General features: G+C 65.6%; 18 protein-coding genes. 3 read left to right on the forward strand and 15 right to left on the reverse strand.

Annotation, left to right across the window (positions count from 1 at the left end):
• The first annotated feature begins 100 nt into the window (after nucleotides 1-100).
• Both gltA and J0H39_12865 read left to right on the forward strand, forming a co-directional pair.
• A complete protein-coding gene (gene gltA / locus J0H39_12860) occupies nucleotides 101-1,396 on the forward strand; it encodes a citrate (Si)-synthase (protein ID MBN9497640.1) in 1,296 nt (431 codons plus the stop codon).
• Between the two features lie 65 nt (nucleotides 1,397-1,461).
• On the forward strand, nucleotides 1,462-1,653 hold the full coding sequence (locus tag J0H39_12865; GenBank protein ID MBN9497641.1) for a hypothetical protein: 192 nt from the start codon (nucleotides 1,462-1,464) through the stop codon (nucleotides 1,651-1,653).
• Nucleotides 1,654-1,699: 46 nt separating this feature from the next.
• Here J0H39_12865 and gloA read toward each other — a convergent pair whose 3' ends face one another.
• On the reverse strand, nucleotides 1,700-2,089 hold the full coding sequence (gene gloA / locus J0H39_12870) for a lactoylglutathione lyase (protein ID MBN9497642.1): 390 nt from the start codon (nucleotides 2,087-2,089) through the stop codon (nucleotides 1,700-1,702).
• A gap of 83 nt (nucleotides 2,090-2,172) precedes the next feature.
• Between gloA and J0H39_12875 the strand changes: the two genes are divergently transcribed.
• Nucleotides 2,173-3,141 (forward strand): Gfo/Idh/MocA family oxidoreductase, encoded by a 969-nt coding sequence (locus J0H39_12875; GenBank protein MBN9497643.1) that lies wholly within the window; start codon nucleotides 2,173-2,175, stop codon nucleotides 3,139-3,141.
• On the opposite strand, the gene lpxB is transcribed toward J0H39_12875, so the two are convergent.
• The 14 genes from lpxB to J0H39_12945 all read right to left on the reverse strand — a co-directional run bounded on the left by lpxB (nucleotide 3,125) and on the right by J0H39_12945 (nucleotide 16,713).
• Nucleotides 3,125-4,291 carry a lipid-A-disaccharide synthase gene (lpxB, locus tag J0H39_12880; protein MBN9497644.1) on the reverse strand — a complete coding sequence of 389 codons (1,167 nt, stop codon included), beginning with the start codon at nucleotides 4,289-4,291 and terminating at the stop codon, nucleotides 3,125-3,127. The two genes, J0H39_12875 and lpxB, sit on opposite strands and share 17 nt — an antisense overlap.
• A complete protein-coding gene (gene lpxI / locus J0H39_12885) occupies nucleotides 4,288-5,076 on the reverse strand; it encodes a UDP-2,3-diacylglucosamine diphosphatase LpxI (GenBank protein MBN9497645.1) in 789 nt (262 codons plus the stop codon). Before lpxI ends, lpxB begins: the two co-directional genes overlap by 4 nt.
• A 7-nt stretch (nucleotides 5,077-5,083) precedes the next feature.
• Nucleotides 5,084-5,905: an acyl-ACP--UDP-N-acetylglucosamine O-acyltransferase gene (lpxA, locus tag J0H39_12890; GenBank protein MBN9497646.1), complete on the reverse strand. Its 822-nt coding sequence runs from the start codon at nucleotides 5,903-5,905 to the stop codon at nucleotides 5,084-5,086.
• On the reverse strand, nucleotides 5,905-6,381 hold the full coding sequence (fabZ, locus tag J0H39_12895) for a 3-hydroxyacyl-ACP dehydratase FabZ (GenBank protein ID MBN9497647.1): 477 nt from the start codon (nucleotides 6,379-6,381) through the stop codon (nucleotides 5,905-5,907). The genes lpxA and fabZ overlap by 1 nt, the downstream gene beginning before the upstream one ends.
• Nucleotides 6,378-7,427 (reverse strand): UDP-3-O-(3-hydroxymyristoyl)glucosamine N-acyltransferase, encoded by a 1,050-nt coding sequence (gene lpxD, locus J0H39_12900; protein MBN9497648.1) that lies wholly within the window; start codon nucleotides 7,425-7,427, stop codon nucleotides 6,378-6,380. Before lpxD ends, fabZ begins: the two co-directional genes overlap by 4 nt.
• 42 nt (nucleotides 7,428-7,469) lie before the next feature.
• Entirely contained in the window at nucleotides 7,470-8,132 is a 663-nt protein-coding gene (locus tag J0H39_12905; protein MBN9497649.1) for an OmpH family outer membrane protein, read from the reverse strand.
• A gap of 18 nt (nucleotides 8,133-8,150) precedes the next feature.
• Complete coding sequence (gene bamA / locus J0H39_12910; protein MBN9497650.1) at nucleotides 8,151-10,463, reverse strand: outer membrane protein assembly factor BamA; 2,313 nt, start codon at nucleotides 10,461-10,463, stop codon at nucleotides 8,151-8,153.
• 149 nt (nucleotides 10,464-10,612) lie between these two features.
• Entirely contained in the window at nucleotides 10,613-11,734 is a 1,122-nt protein-coding gene (gene rseP, locus J0H39_12915; protein MBN9497651.1) for an RIP metalloprotease RseP, read from the reverse strand.
• Between the two features lie 4 nt (nucleotides 11,735-11,738).
• A complete protein-coding gene (locus J0H39_12920) occupies nucleotides 11,739-12,893 on the reverse strand; it encodes a 1-deoxy-D-xylulose-5-phosphate reductoisomerase (GenBank protein MBN9497652.1) in 1,155 nt (384 codons plus the stop codon).
• Nucleotides 12,890-13,696 carry a phosphatidate cytidylyltransferase gene (locus tag J0H39_12925; protein MBN9497653.1) on the reverse strand — a complete coding sequence of 269 codons (807 nt, stop codon included), beginning with the start codon at nucleotides 13,694-13,696 and terminating at the stop codon, nucleotides 12,890-12,892. Before J0H39_12925 ends, J0H39_12920 begins: the two co-directional genes overlap by 4 nt.
• The gene (locus J0H39_12930) at nucleotides 13,693-14,412 is read right to left on the reverse strand and encodes an isoprenyl transferase (GenBank protein ID MBN9497654.1); all 720 of its coding nucleotides are present in this window, start codon (nucleotides 14,410-14,412) and stop codon (nucleotides 13,693-13,695) included. The genes J0H39_12925 and J0H39_12930 overlap by 4 nt, the downstream gene beginning before the upstream one ends.
• A 34-nt stretch (nucleotides 14,413-14,446) precedes the next feature.
• A complete protein-coding gene (gene frr / locus J0H39_12935; GenBank protein ID MBN9497655.1) occupies nucleotides 14,447-15,007 on the reverse strand; it encodes a ribosome recycling factor in 561 nt (186 codons plus the stop codon).
• 36 nt (nucleotides 15,008-15,043) lie between these two features.
• Nucleotides 15,044-15,766 (reverse strand): UMP kinase, encoded by a 723-nt coding sequence (locus J0H39_12940; protein MBN9497656.1) that lies wholly within the window; start codon nucleotides 15,764-15,766, stop codon nucleotides 15,044-15,046.
• Between the two features lie 23 nt (nucleotides 15,767-15,789).
• Entirely contained in the window at nucleotides 15,790-16,713 is a 924-nt protein-coding gene (locus tag J0H39_12945) for an elongation factor Ts (GenBank protein MBN9497657.1), read from the reverse strand.
• Between the last annotated feature and the right edge of the window lie 16 nt (nucleotides 16,714-16,729).

The raw sequence follows: 16,729 nt of genomic DNA on the forward strand, positions 1-16,729 counted from the left end.
CCGTCCGGGCCTAAACGGGGGCCCATCCAGGCCCCATACCCATGCTTCATACGAGGAGCGAAGTCCGCGCTCCGCACTCCAGCAAATCGAGGGGAACCGCATGTCGAAATCCGTGACCTTGACCGACAAAGCCACCGGGAAAGACTACAATTTCCCCGTCCTGTCGGGCAGCGTGGGCCCCGACGTCATCGACGTGCGCAAGCTCTACACGGACACCGGCTTCTTCACCTACGACCCGGGCTACACCTCGACCGGCGCTTGCAAGTCGGCGATCACCTATATCGACGGCGACCAGGGCATTCTTCTGCATCGCGGCTACGCGATCGAAGACCTCGCCGAGAAGAGCGACTTCATGGAAGTCGCCTATCTGATCCTGAAGGGCGAGTTGCCCAACGCCGATCAGAAGAAGCAGTTCGACCGCGACATCACGCTGCACACGATGTTGCACGAGCAGATCAACCGCTTCTTCTCCGGCTTCCGCCGCGACGCGCACCCGATGGCGGTGATGTGCGGCGTGGTCGGCGCGCTCTCGGCCTTCTATCACGACAGCCTGGACATCGCGGATCCGCACCAGCGGATGATCGCGTCGTACCGCCTGATCGCGAAGATGCCGACCATCGCGGCGATGGCCTACAAATATTCGATCGGCCAGCCGTTCATGTACCCGCAGAACAACCTGCCCTACGCCGACAACTTCCTGCAGATGACCTTCGGCGTGCCGTGCGAGCCCTATAAGGTCAATCCCGTCCTCGCCAAGGCGATGGACCGCATCTTCATCCTGCACGCCGACCACGAGCAGAACGCGTCGACATCGACCGTGCGTCTGTCGGGTTCGTCGGGCGCCAATCCGTTCGCCTGCATCGCGGCGGGCATCGCCACGTTGTGGGGCCCGGCGCATGGCGGTGCGAACGAAGCCGTGCTGAAGATGCTGGCGGAGATCGGCCACAAGGACCGCATCCCCGAATTCATCAAGCGCGTGAAGGATAAGAACGAAGGCGTGCGCCTGATGGGCTTCGGGCACCGCGTCTACAAGAACTACGATCCGCGCGCCAAGGTGATGGCCAAGACCTGCCAGGAAGTGCTGGGCGAGCTCGGCATCAAGAACGATCCGCTGCTCGACATCGCTGTCGAACTGGAGCGTATCGCGTTGCAGGACGAGTATTTCGTCTCGAAGAAGCTGTACCCGAACGTCGATTTCTATTCGGGCATCATCCTGAAGGCGATGGGCTTCCCCACCGCCATGTTCACGGCGCTGTTCGCGCTCGCCCGTACCGTGGGCTGGATCGCCCAGTGGAACGAGATGATCGAGGACCCGGAACAGAAGATCGGCCGTCCGCGCCAGCTCTATACCGGCCCGGCGCACCGCCCCTTCGTCCCGCTCGACAAACGCGCCTAACCGAGCTACGAACACCCCGAGCCCGCGAACAACGCGGGCCGGGGTTTTCCCCCGGGAGGAATGCCGTGCTGAACGCCAAACGCCAGGAACGCGTCGAATTCGTGCCCGCCGCCCGTCTCGGGTCGATGCTGGGCCGCCGCCGTTTGCCCCCCGCCGCCAACGACAACCAGCCCGGTTTGGCGCGTATCGCGCGTTGGGCCGGCTTCGCGATGTTCTTGATCGCGTTCGGCGTTTTCGCCCTCAAAGCGGGCGTCTGAGACCGGCTTTGGCCGGCCCCCGCTTGGGGGACCGGCGCCGGTTTCCTTACTTCTCGATCAATTCGATCTTGTAGCCATCCGGATCCTCGATGAAGGCGATCACGGTCGTGCCGTGCTTCATCGGCCCCGGCGGACGGGTGATTTTCACGCCCGATTCGCCCAGCTTTTTGCACACGCCGTAGATATCCTTCACGCCCAGCGCCAAATGGCCGAAACCGTCGCCCAGATTATAGGGCGCGTGGTCCCAATTATGGGTGAGCTCGATCACCGTGTTCGTCGCTTCGTCGCCGTAGCCGACGAAGGCGAGCGTGAATTTGCCGTCGGGATAGTCGCTTTTGCGCAGCAATTTCATGCCGAGCTTGTCGCAATAGAAGGCGATCGACTTGTCCAAGTCGAACACGCGTATCATCGTATGCAGCATCCGGAATTCGGTCATCGCGTCGGGCTCCCCTAAGAGGGCGGCAGAATGGCGCGTCGCGGGGCTTTGCGCCAGCCCCCGAAACGCTGTAGGACGGCGCCATGGACAAAGTCAGGACCGCCGTGATCGGCACCGGCCATTTCGGCCGTTACCACGCCGACAAATACGCCAAGTCGCCGCTCTCGCAATTCGTCGGAATCGTCGACGCCGATGCCGGGACGCGCGATACGGTCGCCGGCAAATACGGTGTGGCCGCCTTCGCCGATCATCGTGAATTGATCGGCAAAGTCGACGCGGTGTCGGTCGTCGTGCCGACCGTGCTGCATCACGACGTGGCGCGCGACCTGATCGACGCGGGCATCCATGTGCTGATCGAAAAGCCGATCGCCGAGACGGTCGAACAAGGCGCCGCCCTGGTGACGTTGGCCGACCGGCGCAATGTGGTGCTGCAGGTCGGGCATCTCCAGCGCTTCCTGCTGCAGCGCTTGGAAACCGCCACGTTCGTCGGCACGCCGCTCTATATCGAAAGCGTGCGCATCCACCCGTTCAAGCCGCGCGCGCTCGACGTGTCGGTCGTTCTCGATCTGATGATCCACGATATCGACCTCGTCCTCGCCTTCGCGAATTCGCCCGTCGAATCGATCCACGCCATCGGCACGCCGGTCGTGACCGAGGAGGAGGATATCGCGAATGTGCGCCTGGGATTCGCGTCGGGATGTGTGGCCAACATCACCGCGAGCCGCGTGAGCCGGACGACCGAACGGCGCATGCGCCTCTTCGGCCGCGAATCCTATGTCAGCATCGATCTGCAAAACCGGCGCTTCGCCGCTATTCGCCGGGGCGACGGCGAGCCTTGGGCGCCCGGACTGCCGCCGGTCGAGCGCATCGAGCGGGAATACGCCGACGGCGACGATCTGGCCGCCGAGATCGACAATTTCCTGGGCGCCGTGCAAGGCAAGCACAAGCCGCTGGTCGATGGGCGCGCCGGGCTTCAGGCGCTGGACGTCGCGCTGAAAATCGAGGAAGCGACGCGCGCGCATCGCGAACGCATCCTCAAGATCTACGGCTGAGAAGCTCCAGCACGGCCGACGCCGCGCGATCCGACGGATAGACCCCCTTTCGGATTTCGCCTTCGCCGAGCTTCGCGCACACCGCGTCGAATTCGCCGCGCATCGCCGCCGCGTAAGTCTTGTCGTCGACGAGACGCGCGAGATCGGCGGCCAGCGTTTCGGGCGTGCACGCCTCCTGCAAACGCTCGGGCAGTATCTCGCGCCCCGCGATCAAATTCGGCGGCGTGACATGCGTCACCTTGATCAGGCGCCGCGCGAGGAATGCGGATAGCGCATTGACCTTGTGCCCGACCGCGACCGGCAATCGCGCGACCGCGAGTTCCAAGACCGATGTGCCCGAAATGCTGAGGGCCGCGTCGGCCGCCGCCATCGCCGCGCGCTTGTCGTCGGGCGAATTCACGCGCACCACGCGGCCAGGCAGCGTCTTGGCGAATTCGATCGACAGCGCGTCGGTGTTGGCGACATAAGGCAACAGGAACACCGGCGCTTTGCGGCCAGCTGCGAACAAGCGCAGCGCGTCGCCGAAGATCGGCGCCATGCGGTTGAACACGCCGCGCCGGCTGCCGGGCAAAACCTCGATCACCAGATCGTCGGGCGCGATGCCACGCGCCGCGCGGAAGGCGTCGCGCGCGCCCGGTACCGGCAAGGCTTCGATCGACGGATGGCCGACATAGATCGCCTTCAAGCCCAGCGTGGCGAAGAAATCCGGCTCGAACGGAAACAGCGCCAGGATCGCGTCGACGCGGCGCTTGAGTTTTTTCGCGCGCCCCGGACGCCATGCCCAAAGCTGCGGCGCCACGTATTGGACGATCGCGACGCCCGTATCGCGCACGCGATCGGCGACGCGCAAGCCGAAGCTGGGCGCGTCGATCAGCACGACGACATCGGGCTTGACCGCGCGGATCGCATTGGCCGTGCGCTTCAGCCGGTCGAGAATGACCGGAAGTTTCGGCAGCACTTCGACGAAGCCCATCACCGACAGATCGCCGATCGGGAACAGCGTTTCCAGACCTTCGGCCGCCATGCGCTCGCCGCCGATTCCGGCGAAACGCAACGACGGATCTTGCTTGCGCAAACTCGCCATCAGCTTGGCGCCGAGATTGTCGCCCGACGGTTCGGCCGCGACGAGGAAGACCAGCTTGCCGGTCATGGCGCCACGCCATAGACGAAGATGCCGGCCGCGTCGGCCGCTTGCGCCATCGCGTCGCGATCCATGACGATCGCCGCCCCCGCCTCCACCGCAATGCCGCGCAAGCCCGCGCGCTTGGCCTGATCGATCGTGTCGAGCCCGATCGTCGGCAGATCGACGCGCCGGTCCTGTCCCGGCATCGCCGCCTTCACCAGAATGCCGCCCGGCAAGGGCGCGTTGCGGATCAGCGCCGTCGTGCCGCCGCGCCCTTCCTTGGCGCGCACTTCGCCGTCGCGCACCAGCACGGCTTGGCCGCGTTCGGTCCGGCCCAAGGCCTTGGCGGCGGCGAAGCCCGCATCGATATCCGCGCGCTCCTTGTCCGTCGGTGATTCCTTTCCGTAAGCGCCGGCCGTCGCGAGAAGATCGGGCCGCAATTCCGGCACCCCCATGACCGTGAAGCCCGCGCGCTCGACTTCGGCGAGGACCCGCGCAAGCAGCGATGCGTCCCCGCCCCACACGGGCAGCAGGCGCAGCAGCACGCGAAAGCCCGTCCAGTCGAGCCGGAGCCCCGCGAAAGACGGGCGCAAGAACAAGCCGGCCATGCCGACATGCGTGCAGCCCGCTTGGCGCAACGCGGCGAAAATCGCACCCGCTTTGCCGACGGGCAAAATCACATCGGCGAGTTTGGGATCGACCGAGCCTTCGAGGCCGAGCACGAACATGTCGGGCCGCGCTTCGCGCAGCAACTCGGGCAGTCTTCCCCCGCTGGCGATCAGACCGATCTTCAACGGAGAGGCCGGGATCATCGGCGGCTCACGCCGCCCCGTCGGCCTTGGGCAGGCACAGCGAACGGTTGTTGGCGGTGCGGATGAACTCGACGATATCCATCACCGGCGCCACATGCGCGTGCAGCTTGGTCGCGTCGTCCAGCCGTTCGGCCAACGTGCCTTCCTGCGCGAACAGCAGGCGATAGGCGGTGCGCAGATCATGGATCTGGTCACGGCTGAAACCGCGGCGCTTCAAGCCGACGATGTTGAGGCCTTGAAGGCGCGCGCGATCGCCGGTGACCATGCCGTAGGGGATCACGTCGCCCTCGACGCCGGTCATGCCGCCGATCATCGCGTATTTGCCGATGCGCACGAATTGGTGCACGGCCGAGTTGCCGCCGACGATCGCGTACTCGCCGACTTCGACATGGCCGCCGAGCGTGGCGTTGTTGACCAGCACGACGCCGTCGTTGACGCGGCAATCATGCGCGACATGGGCGCCGACCATGATCAGGCAATTGGCGCCCACCGTCGTCAGCGACGTGCCGCCCGCCGTGCCGGGATGCATCGTCGCGTGTTCGCGGATGATCGTGTCGGCACCGACCGTCAGGCGTGTGGGTTCGCCCTTGTATTTGCGGTCCTGCGGCGGCTGTCCCACCGCGGCGAAAGGATGGATGACGACGCGCGCGCCGATATCGGTATGGCCGGCGACGACGGCATGGCTGATGAGTTCGACGCCCGCGCCTAGCTTCACGTTGGGGCCGACGATGCAATAAGGTCCGATCTTGACTCCAGCCCCCAGCTCGGCGCCCGGTTCGACGATCGCCGTCGGGTGGATCGACGTCACGGTCTGAGACGTATCGTCCATCACCGGTCCCGGATCATCGCCGAGAACGTCGCTTCCGCGACGCGCTGGCCGTCGACGGTCGCGACACCCTGGAAACGCCACACCATGCCGCGCGAGCGGTCCTTGGTGACCAGAATGCGCAGCTGATCGCCGGGGCCGACGGGCTTGCGGAAGCGCGCCTCGTCGATCCCCATGAAATAGACGAGTTTGCCTTCCGCACTCGGCCCCAGCGTATGCACGACCAGCACGCCGGCGGTCTGCGCCATCGCTTCGACGATCAGCACGCCGGGCATCACCGGATGGCCGGGGAAATGGCCCTGAAAGAAATACTCGTTGATCGTGACGTTCTTGACGCCGACCGCGCTCTCGTCCGACTTCACCTCGACGACCTTGTCGATCATCAGGAACGGATAGCGATGCGGGATCATATCGACGATGCGGTCGATCTCGATCGTCTCGCCGATGGGCGCGGTTTGCGGCGGGGTTTGGTCGTTCATTCTTCTCTTCCGTCTTCGCTTGCGTCGCCGGTCTCGCGTTTGACGAGCTGGCGCAACTTGGCGGCTTGGCGGCGCCACTCGCCGATCGGAACCGCCGGCGATCCGCCGACGGCGCCGCCGGCCGGCACGTTACGCGACACGCCCGCCTGCGCGGCGACGCGCGCCCCGTCGCCGATCTTGAGATGGCCCGCGATGCCCCCTTGCCCGCCGACCATCACCTGATCGCCCAGCTCGGTCGAGCCGGAAATGCCGACTTGCGACACGATCACGCTGGCCTTGCCGATCTTCACGTTGTGCCCGATCTGGACCAGGTTGTCTATCCAGGTACCTGGTCCGATCACGGTGTCGGAAGCGCTGCCGCGATCGATGCAGGTATTGGCGCCGATCTCGCACTTGTCGCCAATGCGCACGATGCCGAGCTGCGGCACCTTCACGAAACCCGTCGGCTCGATCGCGAAACCGAACCCGTCCTGCCCGATGCGGCAGCCCGGATAGATCGCGACCTGGCGGCCGATCACCGCATGGCTGATCGACGCGTTGGCGCCGACGCTCGAACCGTCGCCCAACTCGACCGCTTCGCCGATCGTCGCGTTGGGCCCGATCGCGCAGCCCGCGCCGATCTTGGCGCCCGCCAGGATCACGGCATTGGGCCCGACGCTCGTGCCGTCGCCCAATGTCGCGGTCGGATCGACGAACGCCGTCGGATGGATGCCGGCGGCGGCGACGGGCTTGGGATGGAACGCGGCCGCGACGCGCGCATAAGCGGCGTAAGCCGTGCGCGTGGTCAGCGCCAAAGCCGACGCCGGCGCGCGCGCGGCAAGGGCGGGATGTAGCAGCACGGCACCCGCATTGGTCGCGGCGAGATCGGCGAGATAGCGCTTGTTGTCGAGGAACGAAACATGCGCCGGACCGGCGTCGGAAAGCGACGCCACGCCGTCGAACTCGCGCGCGAGATCGGCACCCGCCGGCGCCGCGGCGCCGGATATCTCGATCAAGCGCCCGAGAGAAAGGCGCCCCGCCCAAGGATGGAAGCGCCTATCGGCCATGATCGTCGCGGACGCGGGCGTGCCCCGGGGGCGGCGGCCGCGTCAGTTACCCATCGAGGCGGTCGGGATGCGGCGGTTCAAGCGCCGCGCGACTTCGCCCGACACGTCGAGCGCCGAGCGCGCGACGAAGATGAACGTGTTCGGCAGGACGATTTGATATTCCTGCTCGTTCATCACTTCGATGACCGATTCCGTCAGCGCCTGCTGAACCTTGCCGGCGGCGTCGGAATAGGATTGCTCGAGATTGCGCCGGCGCGTCTGGATCTGCTGCTGGGCGTTGGCGACGCGATCCTCGAACTGGCGGCGGCGCTGGTTGAACGCGTCCTGCGACAGCACGTTGCGCTGGCCGGTGAGTTCCTCCTCGGCCTTGCGCAACTCGCCTTCCTGGCGCTGGGCGTCGTTCTGCAACGCCGTGCGCTGACGCTCGGCCTGCGAATTCAGGTTCTGCATCGCGGTCGACGCGCGCATCACGGCGTCGACGTCGAAGAACACGATCTGCGTGCCCTTGGGCGGCAATTCAGTCGACAAAGCCGGCGCGGCGGCGCCACCGGCGGCGGGTGCGGCCGGCGCCTGGCGCGGCTGGGCCGGTGCGGGGCGCTGCTGTTGCTGCTGCTGCGCAGCGGCGGGTGCGGCGGCCAATGCCAAGGCCAAGCCAGCCATGGCGGCGAGTTGCGCGGCGCGCGCGCGGAAAGCGATCGTCGACATCGGTATCCTCTTGGGTGACTAGAACCGCGAACCGAATTGGAAACGGAACAGTTCGGTGCGGTCGAATTCTTCCTTGACCACGGCCTTGGCCAAGCTGACGCGGATCGGACCGAAGGGCGAGCGCCACATCAGACCCGCACCGACGCTGGCGCGCAGACTGGAGCTGTCCTGAATGGGCGAGTTCGCACCGGGACGGCCGGGCCCCGGCCGATCGATCGACCACAAGCTGCCAACGTCGGAGAACAGCGCGCCGCGCAGTCCGAATTCCTTCGGCAGGCCGGTCGGGAATTGCAGTTCGGCCGTCGTCGTATAGAAGCGATTGCCGCCCAACGCGCCGCCGGTCGTCTGATCGCGCGGGCCGACACCTTGGGTGCGGAAGCCGCGCAGATTGTCGCCGCCCAGGAAGTAACGGTGCTGCAAGCGCACGCGATCGTCGGACAGGCCGAAGATGTAGCCGACTTCGCCGGTCAGCGCGATCACGTATTCGGGAATGATCGGATAATAGAAGCCGCCCGAAACGCCCGAACGCAGGAACTTGGCGTCGCCGCCCGCCCCCGCGACGTCGTTGGTGAGGCGCACATAATAACCGTCGGTCGGATCCTGACGGTCGTCACGGCGATCGTAGCTCGTGGTATGGCCGAAGCCCGACAGCAGAACTTCGCCCGCGGCATCCTTGACGACATTCGAAGCGCCCGCATCGACGTTGGTGACTTCGTCGTTGCGGATCGTGTAGCGCACTTCTTGCGTCAGATATTCCGTGATCGGATAGGTCAATCGCGGAATGGCGCCGGTCGTGCGGTAGTCGTAGCCGGCTTCGCGCTGGTAGTCGCGCTGCAAGCGGAACAGATCGATACCCGCCGCCATATCCCGGTCGAGGAAATAAGGCTGCGTGAACGAGAAATCGATCTGCTGACGGCGACCCGAGATCGTGCCGCCGAGGCGGATATCCTGGCCGCGGCCGAGCAGATTGCGTTCGCGGATCGAGGTGTCGAACAACGGACCGTCGGCGGAGGAGTAGCCGACGCCGAACGAAACTTCGCCGGTCGATTTTTCCTGCACTTCGACGTTCACGACCGACTTGTCGGGCGCGTCGCCGGGCGTATTCGTGATGTCGACGCGATCGAAGTAGCCGAGCGCGCGGATACGTTCGCGCGAACGGCGGATCTTGGCGTTGTTGAGGGCGTCGCCCTCGACCAGCTGCATCTCGCGGCGGATGACCTTGTCGATCGTGCGGACGTTGCCGACGATGTTCACGCGCTCGACATAAACGCGCGGGCCTTCCTGCACTTCGAACACGATCGCGATCGTGCGGCCGTCGCGGTCGCGCGTCACGCGCGGGCGCACGTCGGCGAAGCCGAAACCCTTCGAATTGGCGTAGTCGGTCAGCGCGTTGACCGAACCTTCGACCTTGTCGGCGTTGTACCACGACCCTTCCGACGCGGTGACCTGACGGATCAGATCCTCCGGCTTCAGATCGCGGATCTGCGACACGACTTCGATCTTGCCGAAGCGGTAGCGCTCGCCCTCGTCCAGCGTGAAGGTGACGTTGAAGCCCGCGCGATCGGGCGACAACTCCGCGATCGCCGAAACGACGCGGAAATCGGCGTAGCCGTAGGACAGGTAATATTTGCGCAGCAATTCGCGGTCGTAGGACAGACGATCGGGATCGTACACGTCGTCGTTCGACAGGAACCGCCACCAGCGGCTTTCGCGCGTCTGGATCTGCTCGCGCAACGAACCGTCGGCGAATTCCTTGTTGCCGACGAAATTGATGCGCTGAATGCCGGTGATCGCGCCTTCTTCGATCTCGTAGACCACGTCGACGCGGTTCTGCGGAAGTTCGATGATCTTCGGCTCGACCGTCGCGGCGAAGCGGCCGGTGCGGCGATAGATGTCTTGAAGGCGCTTCACGTCCGCTTGGATCTTCGCGCGCGTGAACACGGTGCGCGGCTTCAAGCCCATTTCGGGGGTCAGCGTTTCGTCCTTGATGCGGCTGTTGCCTTCGAAGGCGATGCGATTGACGATCGGGTTCTCGACCACGCGCACGACCAGCGCGCTGCCTTCCTGGCGCAACGTCACGTCGGCGAACAGGCCCGTGCCGAACAGCGCCTTCAACGCCTTATCGAGATTTTCGCCGTCGAGCGTGTCGCCGGGCTGGATCGCGACGTAGGAGCGCACGGTTTCCGGCGCGATACGCTGCGTGCCTTCGATGCGGATTTCCTGGACGGCGCCGGACATGACGCCTTGGCGCGTGGTGAACTGTGCGGCGGCCGGCGCGGCGCATGCCGCAGCCAGCGCCAATACGGCGCACGCGGCGCGCAGCGCCTTCATGCCGCTCGCCTTCTTGCCGAATTCAGTCCCGTCAGCCATGCGAACCCGTGAACCCGCCCTAAACCATAAACGCCCGTCGCAGCCGCCAAATTGACGACTCCGCCATCTCTTACTTACCCGAATCCCGGCCGAAGATCACGAGATGGGAATCAAGAGACCAGCCCGACGAGGAAACGGACCGCGCCCGTATGGACGAGGTCGTTCCAAGTCGCGAAAATCATGAGGGTTATAACCAAAGCGAAGCCGATCCGGAAACCGTAATCGACCGCCCGTTCGGGCAAGGGTTTGCCGCGTACCGCTTCGGCCGCGTAAAGCACCAAATGCCCGCCGTCGAGCATCGGAATCGGGAACAGGTTGATCAGGCCCAGATTGACCGACAAAACCGCCATGAACACGATCAGACTGGCAATTCCGCCCTGCGCGACCTCGCCCGACATCTGGGCGATGCGGATCGGCCCGCCCAATTCCTCGGTCCCGCGACTGCCGGTAACGATCTGACCGAGCGCCTTCAGCGTGCCGGTGGTCTGGTTCCAAACCTCCCCACCCGCCCGCCAGATCGCCTCGGCCGGGTTGTGGCGCTTGAAGGCCACACCCTGGCCGCGAATGCCCAGGCGCGCGATGCGTACATTGTTGCCCAGCCGGTCGGTTTCCTGAATGACCGTCGGCACGGCGTTCAGATCGACCGGCACGCCACCACGATCCACCTGGATATTCAAAGGCTTGTCGAGATTGAGCTGGACGATGCGCTGGATATCTTCGAAGCGCTCGATCCCCGATCCGTTGATCGCGACGATCAGATCGCCTTCCTGCAGACCGGCGCGCGCGGCGGCCGAATCTTCGACCACCCCGCCGACCCTTGCCGGCGTGAAAGGCTGGCCGATGAAGGCGAACACGCCGGCGAAAAGCACGATCGCCAGCAGGAAATTCGCCGCCGGCCCGGCCGCCACCACGGCGGCGCGCTGGGCGAGCGTCTTGTGATGGAACGAGACCTTGCGCTCCTCGGCGGTCATTTCCCGGACTTCGCCCGAGGGGGTCGAAGCAGCATCGGCATCGCCGAACATCTTCACGTAGCCGCCCAGCGGCAGCAGCGCCACCTTCCAGCGCGTGCCCGATTTGTCGGTCCAGCCGAACAACTCGCGCCCGAAGCCGATCGAGAACACCTCGACCTTCACGCCGCAGCGTCTGGCGACCCAGTAATGCCCCAGCTCGTGGAAGAAAATCAGGACCGAGAGGACGAGCAAGAACGGCAGAACATAATCAAACAAATTCATATTACTATCCAGCCTTCTTGATCCAATTTTCCGCCTTGCGGCGGGCGGTCCTGTCGAGTTCAGCGACCGCATCCAGATCGCCCGGGGCGGCCGGACGATCCTCGGCGAGAACCGCTTCCACGCAAGCGACGATATCGAGAAACCCGATCCGTCGCGCCAGGAAAGCCGCCACCGCCACTTCGTTGGCCGCGTTCAGCAATGTAGGTGCGGCCCCGCCCTCCCGCAAGGCGTCTCGGGCGATCCGAAGGGCCGGAAAACGTTCAAAATCAGGATCTTCGAACGTCAAGTTCGCTGATTTCTTGAAATCCAAGCGCGGCACGGGGGCGGCCATCCGGTCGGGCCAGGCCAGCGCCACGGCGATGGGGGTGCGCATATCGGGCGTGCCGAGCTGGGCGAGGATCGAGCCATCGATATACTCGACCATCGAATGCACGACCGATTGGGGATGGACGATAACGTCGATCCGCTCCGCTCCGACGGGAAAAAGGAACATCGCCTCAATGGTTTCGAGGCCTTTGTTCATCATAGTTGCAGAGTCGACGGAGATCTTCGCCCCCATCGACCAATTGGGATGTGCCACCGCCTGCTCGGGTGTCACGTCGCGCATCTGATCCAGCGTGCGGGTGCGGAACGGCCCGCCCGACGCCGTCAGAATCAGCCGGATGACTTTGTCGGCCCGCGCGGGTTCGAAGACCTGGAAGATCGCCGAATGCTCGCTATCGACCGGGATCAGCGTCGCGCCCGCCTTGGCGACTTCCCGGGTCATCAACGCGCCGGCGGAGACCAGGGTCTCCTTGTTGGCGAGGCCGATGGTCTTGCCCTGGCGGATGGCCGCGAGCGTGGGGGCAAGCCCCGCCGCCCCGACGATCGACGACATGACCCAATCGGCCGGCATCTGGGCGGCCTCGACGACGGCGTCCGGCCCGGCGGCGGCTTCGATCCCCGTCCCCGCCAAGGCGGCCTTGAGATCGTCATAGGCGGCCGGATCGGCCACCACCGCGCGCTTGGCCTTCAACGCCACGGCCTGGGCCGCCAGCGCCTTGACGTCGCGATGGGCGGTCAGCGCCTCGACCGCGAAACGATCGGGCTCGCGGGCCAGCAAATCGACCGTGCTGCGCCCGACCGAGCCTGTCGCGCCCAGCACCGTAACGCGCTTCATCGCCATGCCAGCACCGCCCCGCCGGTGACCCATTGGAACAGGGCGAAGGCGGCGGCGGCCGTCAGCAGCCCGTCCACGCGGTCGAACAAGCCGCCATGGCCGGGGATCAGCTTGCCGCTGTCCTTCACCCCGAAATGACGCTTCACGAAGGATTCGAGCAGATCGCCGCCCTGCGCCACCACCGCGATCGCGGCACCCGCGAACGCCAAGCGCCAGCCCGACGGGCCGGTGGGCGCAAGCCAGCCGGCGACCGGTGCCACGAGGGCCGCGCAAGTCATGCCGCCGATCAATCCGGCCCAAGTTTTGTTCGGCGACAGGGCGGGCGCGAGCTTGGGGCCCCCGATGCCGCGCCCGGCGAAAAAGGCGCCCGTATCGGTCGCCCAAACGCACGCCATCAGCCACAGAATGGTTTCGAGCCCGGCGAGGTCGTAGCCGCGCAGCCAGATCAGCGCCACGATCGGCAGACCGATATAGAGCGGTCCCGCCGCCAGCCAGCGCGGATGGCCGCGCTTGCCGCCCTCGGCCACCAAGAACACGCCGATGGCGCCGGCGATGCACACGAGCAGGGCGAGCGCGAAACGTTCGTCGGTCGCGACGGCCCCCGCCGCCAGCACGACGAAGGCGATGGCGAGGCCGGAGATGCCGAAACGCCCCTCGCCCACCAGCCGCGTCCATTCCCATGCGAGAACGGCGCCGCACAAGGCCAGCATCAATTCGAAAGATTCGCGCCCCGAAAACAAACCGAGCAGCGCCAGGATCAGCATCACGATCCCGGACAGGATCCGTTTGCGCAGCGCGCTCATCCCACGATGGCGCCGTAGCGCCGATCGCGTTTGCCGAATTCGGCGATCGCCGCTTCGAAATGCGGGCGGTCGAAATCCGGCCACAGCACGTCGAGGAAGACGAACTCGGTATAGGCCGCCTGCCACAGCAGGAAGTTGGAGATGCGCTTCTCCCCGCTCGTGCGCACCAGCAGATCCGGATCGGGGATATCGCTGGTGTAGAGATACTTGGCGATATCCGCTTCGCCGATCGTCTCGGGATCGATTTCGCCCGCCTTGGCGGCATGCGCCAGCGCGCGGGCCGCGCGCGCGATCTCGGCCCTGGCGCCGTAGGACAGCGCGATGATGAAATCGAGCCGGGTGTTCGCCTCGGTCGTGCGTTCGGCCTGCTCGATGAGCGTGACGATATCCGGCGCCAATCGCGCGCGGTCGCCGATCACGCGCACGCGTACACCTTGCTTGTGCAACTCGGCGATCTCGGAGCGCAGATAATTGCGCAACAACGCCATCAGATCGGTGATTTCGTCGAGCGGGCGTTTCCAATTCTCCGACGAAAAGCCGAACAGCGTGAGGTAACGCACGCCCAGCTCGCCCGCGGACTTGACCGCGCGGCGCACGGCATCGGCCCCGCGCTTATGGCCCGCCACGCGCGGCAGGCCGCGGGATTTCGCCCAGCGGCCATTGCCGTCCATGATGATCGCGACGTGTTTGGGAACGGCGCGGGGCTCGGCGGTCATCGACCGTCCTCGACGTTGGAGAGCGAGCGGCGGATCAAACCGCCATGATGTCCTTTTCCTTGGCCGCGAGCTGCTCATCGATCTTCTTGATGAACTCGTCGGTTAGGGCTTGGAACTGGGTCTGCGCCTTGCGGTTCTCGTCCTCGGTCTGCTTGCCGTCCTTCAGCGCCGCCTTCAGACCGTCCATGCCGTCGCGACGGACGTTGCGGATGGAAACCCGCGCCGCCTCGGCGTAGTTCTTCGCGACCTTGGAGAGTTCCTTGCGGCGCTCTTCGGTCATCGGCGGCATCGGGATGCGGATCGACTGACCTTCGGTCATCGGGTTCAAACCGAGATTGGCCTCGCGGATCGCCTTCTCGACCGACTTCACCAGGCCCTTGTCCCAGACCTGAACCGACAGCATGCGCGGCTCGGGCACCGAAACGGTGGCGCATTGCGACAGCGGCATCGCGCTGCCATAGGCTTCGACCGTCACGGGATCGAGCATGTTGGCGTTGGCGCGGCCGGTGCGAAGTCCGGAGAATTCCTTCTTCAGCACGTCCATCGAGCCGTTCATACGGCGGCGCAGTTCTTCGATATCGGCGGTGGCGGACATGGTCTCGTTCCCCTATTGCGACAGGCCTGACGCGCGTCAGTCGGCGACGAGCGTGTGGCGGCCTTTGCCTTTCATGACCTCGGCGAATCCGCCGGGATTCTGGATCGAAAACACGAGGATGGGAATGCGGTTTTCGCGGGCGAGCGCGATCGCCGCGGCGTCCATGACGCCCAGATCGCGTTCGAGCACTTCCTTGTAGCCGAGCTTGTCGTAGCGCTTGGCCTTCTTGTCCTTGTTCGGATCGGCCGAGTAGACGCCGTCGACCTTCGTGCCCTTCAGCAGCGCGTCGCAGCCCATTTCGGAGGCGCGCAACGCCGCCGCGGTATCGGTCGTGAAGAACGGATTGCCCGTGCCCGCACCGAAGATCACGACGCGGCCCTTTTCCATATGGCGCATGGCGCGCCGGCGGATATAGGGCTCGCAGATCGACGCCATCGGAATGGCCGACTGCACGCGCGTGGTGACGCCGATACCTTCAAGCGCGTTCTGCAAGGCGAGCGCGTTGATGACGGTCGCCAACATGCCCATGTAATCGCCATGGGCGCGCTCGACGCCCTTCTTGGCCCCGGCGAGGCCCCGGAAGATGTTCCCGCCGCCGATCACCAGGCAGACTTCGATGCCTAGATCGCGGACTTCCTTCACATCGGCCGCGATACGGTCGATGGTTTCGGGGTGCAGGCCGAGCCCCGCGGGCCCGGCCAGCACTTCGCCCGAAATCTTCAGCAGCACGCGTTTGTACTTCGACGAGGCCTTAGCCATTCGCGCGCTCCTGTCGTTGGTGTTTAGGACTTGAGCTGAGCCGCGACTTCCGCCGCGAAGTCTTCCGACTTCTTCTCGATGCCTTCGCCCAGACCGTAGCGCACGAAGCCCTTGAGGGCGACGGCGGTGCCGAGGTCCTTGCCCGCCTTCGCGACCACGTCCTTCACGCGGGTCTCGCCGTCGACGACGTAGACCTGCTCGAGCAGCACGGTTTCCTCGTAGTACTTGCGCACGCGGCCTTCGACCATCTTCTCGACGACGGCCGGCGCCTTGCCCGACGCAGCGGCCTGCTCGGCGAGCACGGCCTTCTCGCGCGCCAGCACCGCCGGATCGACCGAGGTGATGTCGAGCGATTGCGGGTTCGCGGCGGCGATGTGCATGGCGATTTGCTTGCCCAGCGCCGTCAGCTTCTCCTTGTCGCCCGTGCTTTCCAACGCGACGAGCACGCCGATCTTGCCCAGGCCCGCCGACACCGACGAGTGGACATAGGTCGCGACCACGCCGTCCGACACGCTCAGCGACGCCGTGCGGCGCAGCGACATGTTCTCGCCGATCTTGGCGACGAGTGCGGTCAGCGCGTCGGCCGCGGTGCCGCCCGAGGGCAGCGCCGCGGTCTTCAGTTTTTCGACGTCGCCGCCGGCCGACAGCGCCGCCGTGGCGGCTTCGCGCACGAAGGCCTGGAACGCATCGTTGCGCGCGACGAAGTCGGTTTCCGAGTTGACCTCGAGCACCGCGCCCGTCTTGCCGTTCGACGCGACGCCGATCAGGCCTTCGGCCGCGATGCGGCCGGCCTTCTTGGCGGCCGCGGCGAGGCCCTTCTTGCGCAGCCAGTCGACGGCGCCTTCGATGTCGCCGCCGTTTTCGGTCAGCGCACGCTTGCAGTCCATCATGCCGGCACCGCTTTTTTCGCGCAGTTCCTTCACGAGAGCGGCGGTAATCTCGGCCATGTTCGTCCTCTAACGT

The organism is Alphaproteobacteria bacterium, from assembly GCA_017308135.1.
Classification (GTDB): domain Bacteria; phylum Pseudomonadota; class Alphaproteobacteria; order CACIAM-22H2; family CACIAM-22H2; genus Tagaea.

Bases quoted from the DNA above. Each gene is read 5' to 3' on its own strand.
- lpxB (MBN9497644.1), bottom strand. From the start codon at position 4,291: ATGACCGGCAAGCTGGTCTTCCTCGTCGCGGCCGAACCGTCGGGCGAC.
- frr (MBN9497655.1), bottom strand. From the start codon at position 15,007: ATGTCCGCCACCGCCGATATCGAAGAACTGCGCCGCCGTATGAACGGC.
- fabZ (MBN9497647.1), bottom strand. From the start codon at position 6,381: ATGAACGACCAAACCCCGCCGCAAACCGCGCCCATCGGCGAGACGATC.
- gloA (MBN9497642.1), bottom strand. From the start codon at position 2,089: ATGACCGAATTCCGGATGCTGCATACGATGATACGCGTGTTCGACTTG.
- J0H39_12930 (MBN9497654.1), bottom strand. From the start codon at position 14,412: ATGACCGCCGAGCCCCGCGCCGTTCCCAAACACGTCGCGATCATCATG.
- J0H39_12905 (MBN9497649.1), bottom strand. From the start codon at position 8,132: ATGTCGACGATCGCTTTCCGCGCGCGCGCCGCGCAACTCGCCGCCATG.
- J0H39_12875 (MBN9497643.1), top strand. From the start codon at position 2,173: ATGGACAAAGTCAGGACCGCCGTGATCGGCACCGGCCATTTCGGCCGT.
- J0H39_12945 (MBN9497657.1), bottom strand. From the start codon at position 16,713: ATGGCCGAGATTACCGCCGCTCTCGTGAAGGAACTGCGCGAAAAAAGC.
- J0H39_12920 (MBN9497652.1), bottom strand. From the start codon at position 12,893: ATGAAGCGCGTTACGGTGCTGGGCGCGACAGGCTCGGTCGGGCGCAGC.
- lpxA (MBN9497646.1), bottom strand. From the start codon at position 5,905: ATGGACGATACGTCTCAGACCGTGACGTCGATCCACCCGACGGCGATC.
- gltA (MBN9497640.1), top strand. From the start codon at position 101: ATGTCGAAATCCGTGACCTTGACCGACAAAGCCACCGGGAAAGACTAC.
- lpxD (MBN9497648.1), bottom strand. From the start codon at position 7,427: ATGGCCGATAGGCGCTTCCATCCTTGGGCGGGGCGCCTTTCTCTCGGG.
- lpxI (MBN9497645.1), bottom strand. From the start codon at position 5,076: ATGATCCCGGCCTCTCCGTTGAAGATCGGTCTGATCGCCAGCGGGGGA.
- J0H39_12925 (MBN9497653.1), bottom strand. From the start codon at position 13,696: ATGAGCGCGCTGCGCAAACGGATCCTGTCCGGGATCGTGATGCTGATC.
- bamA (MBN9497650.1), bottom strand. From the start codon at position 10,463: ATGAAGGCGCTGCGCGCCGCGTGCGCCGTATTGGCGCTGGCTGCGGCA.
- rseP (MBN9497651.1), bottom strand. From the start codon at position 11,734: ATGAATTTGTTTGATTATGTTCTGCCGTTCTTGCTCGTCCTCTCGGTC.
- J0H39_12940 (MBN9497656.1), bottom strand. From the start codon at position 15,766: ATGGCTAAGGCCTCGTCGAAGTACAAACGCGTGCTGCTGAAGATTTCG.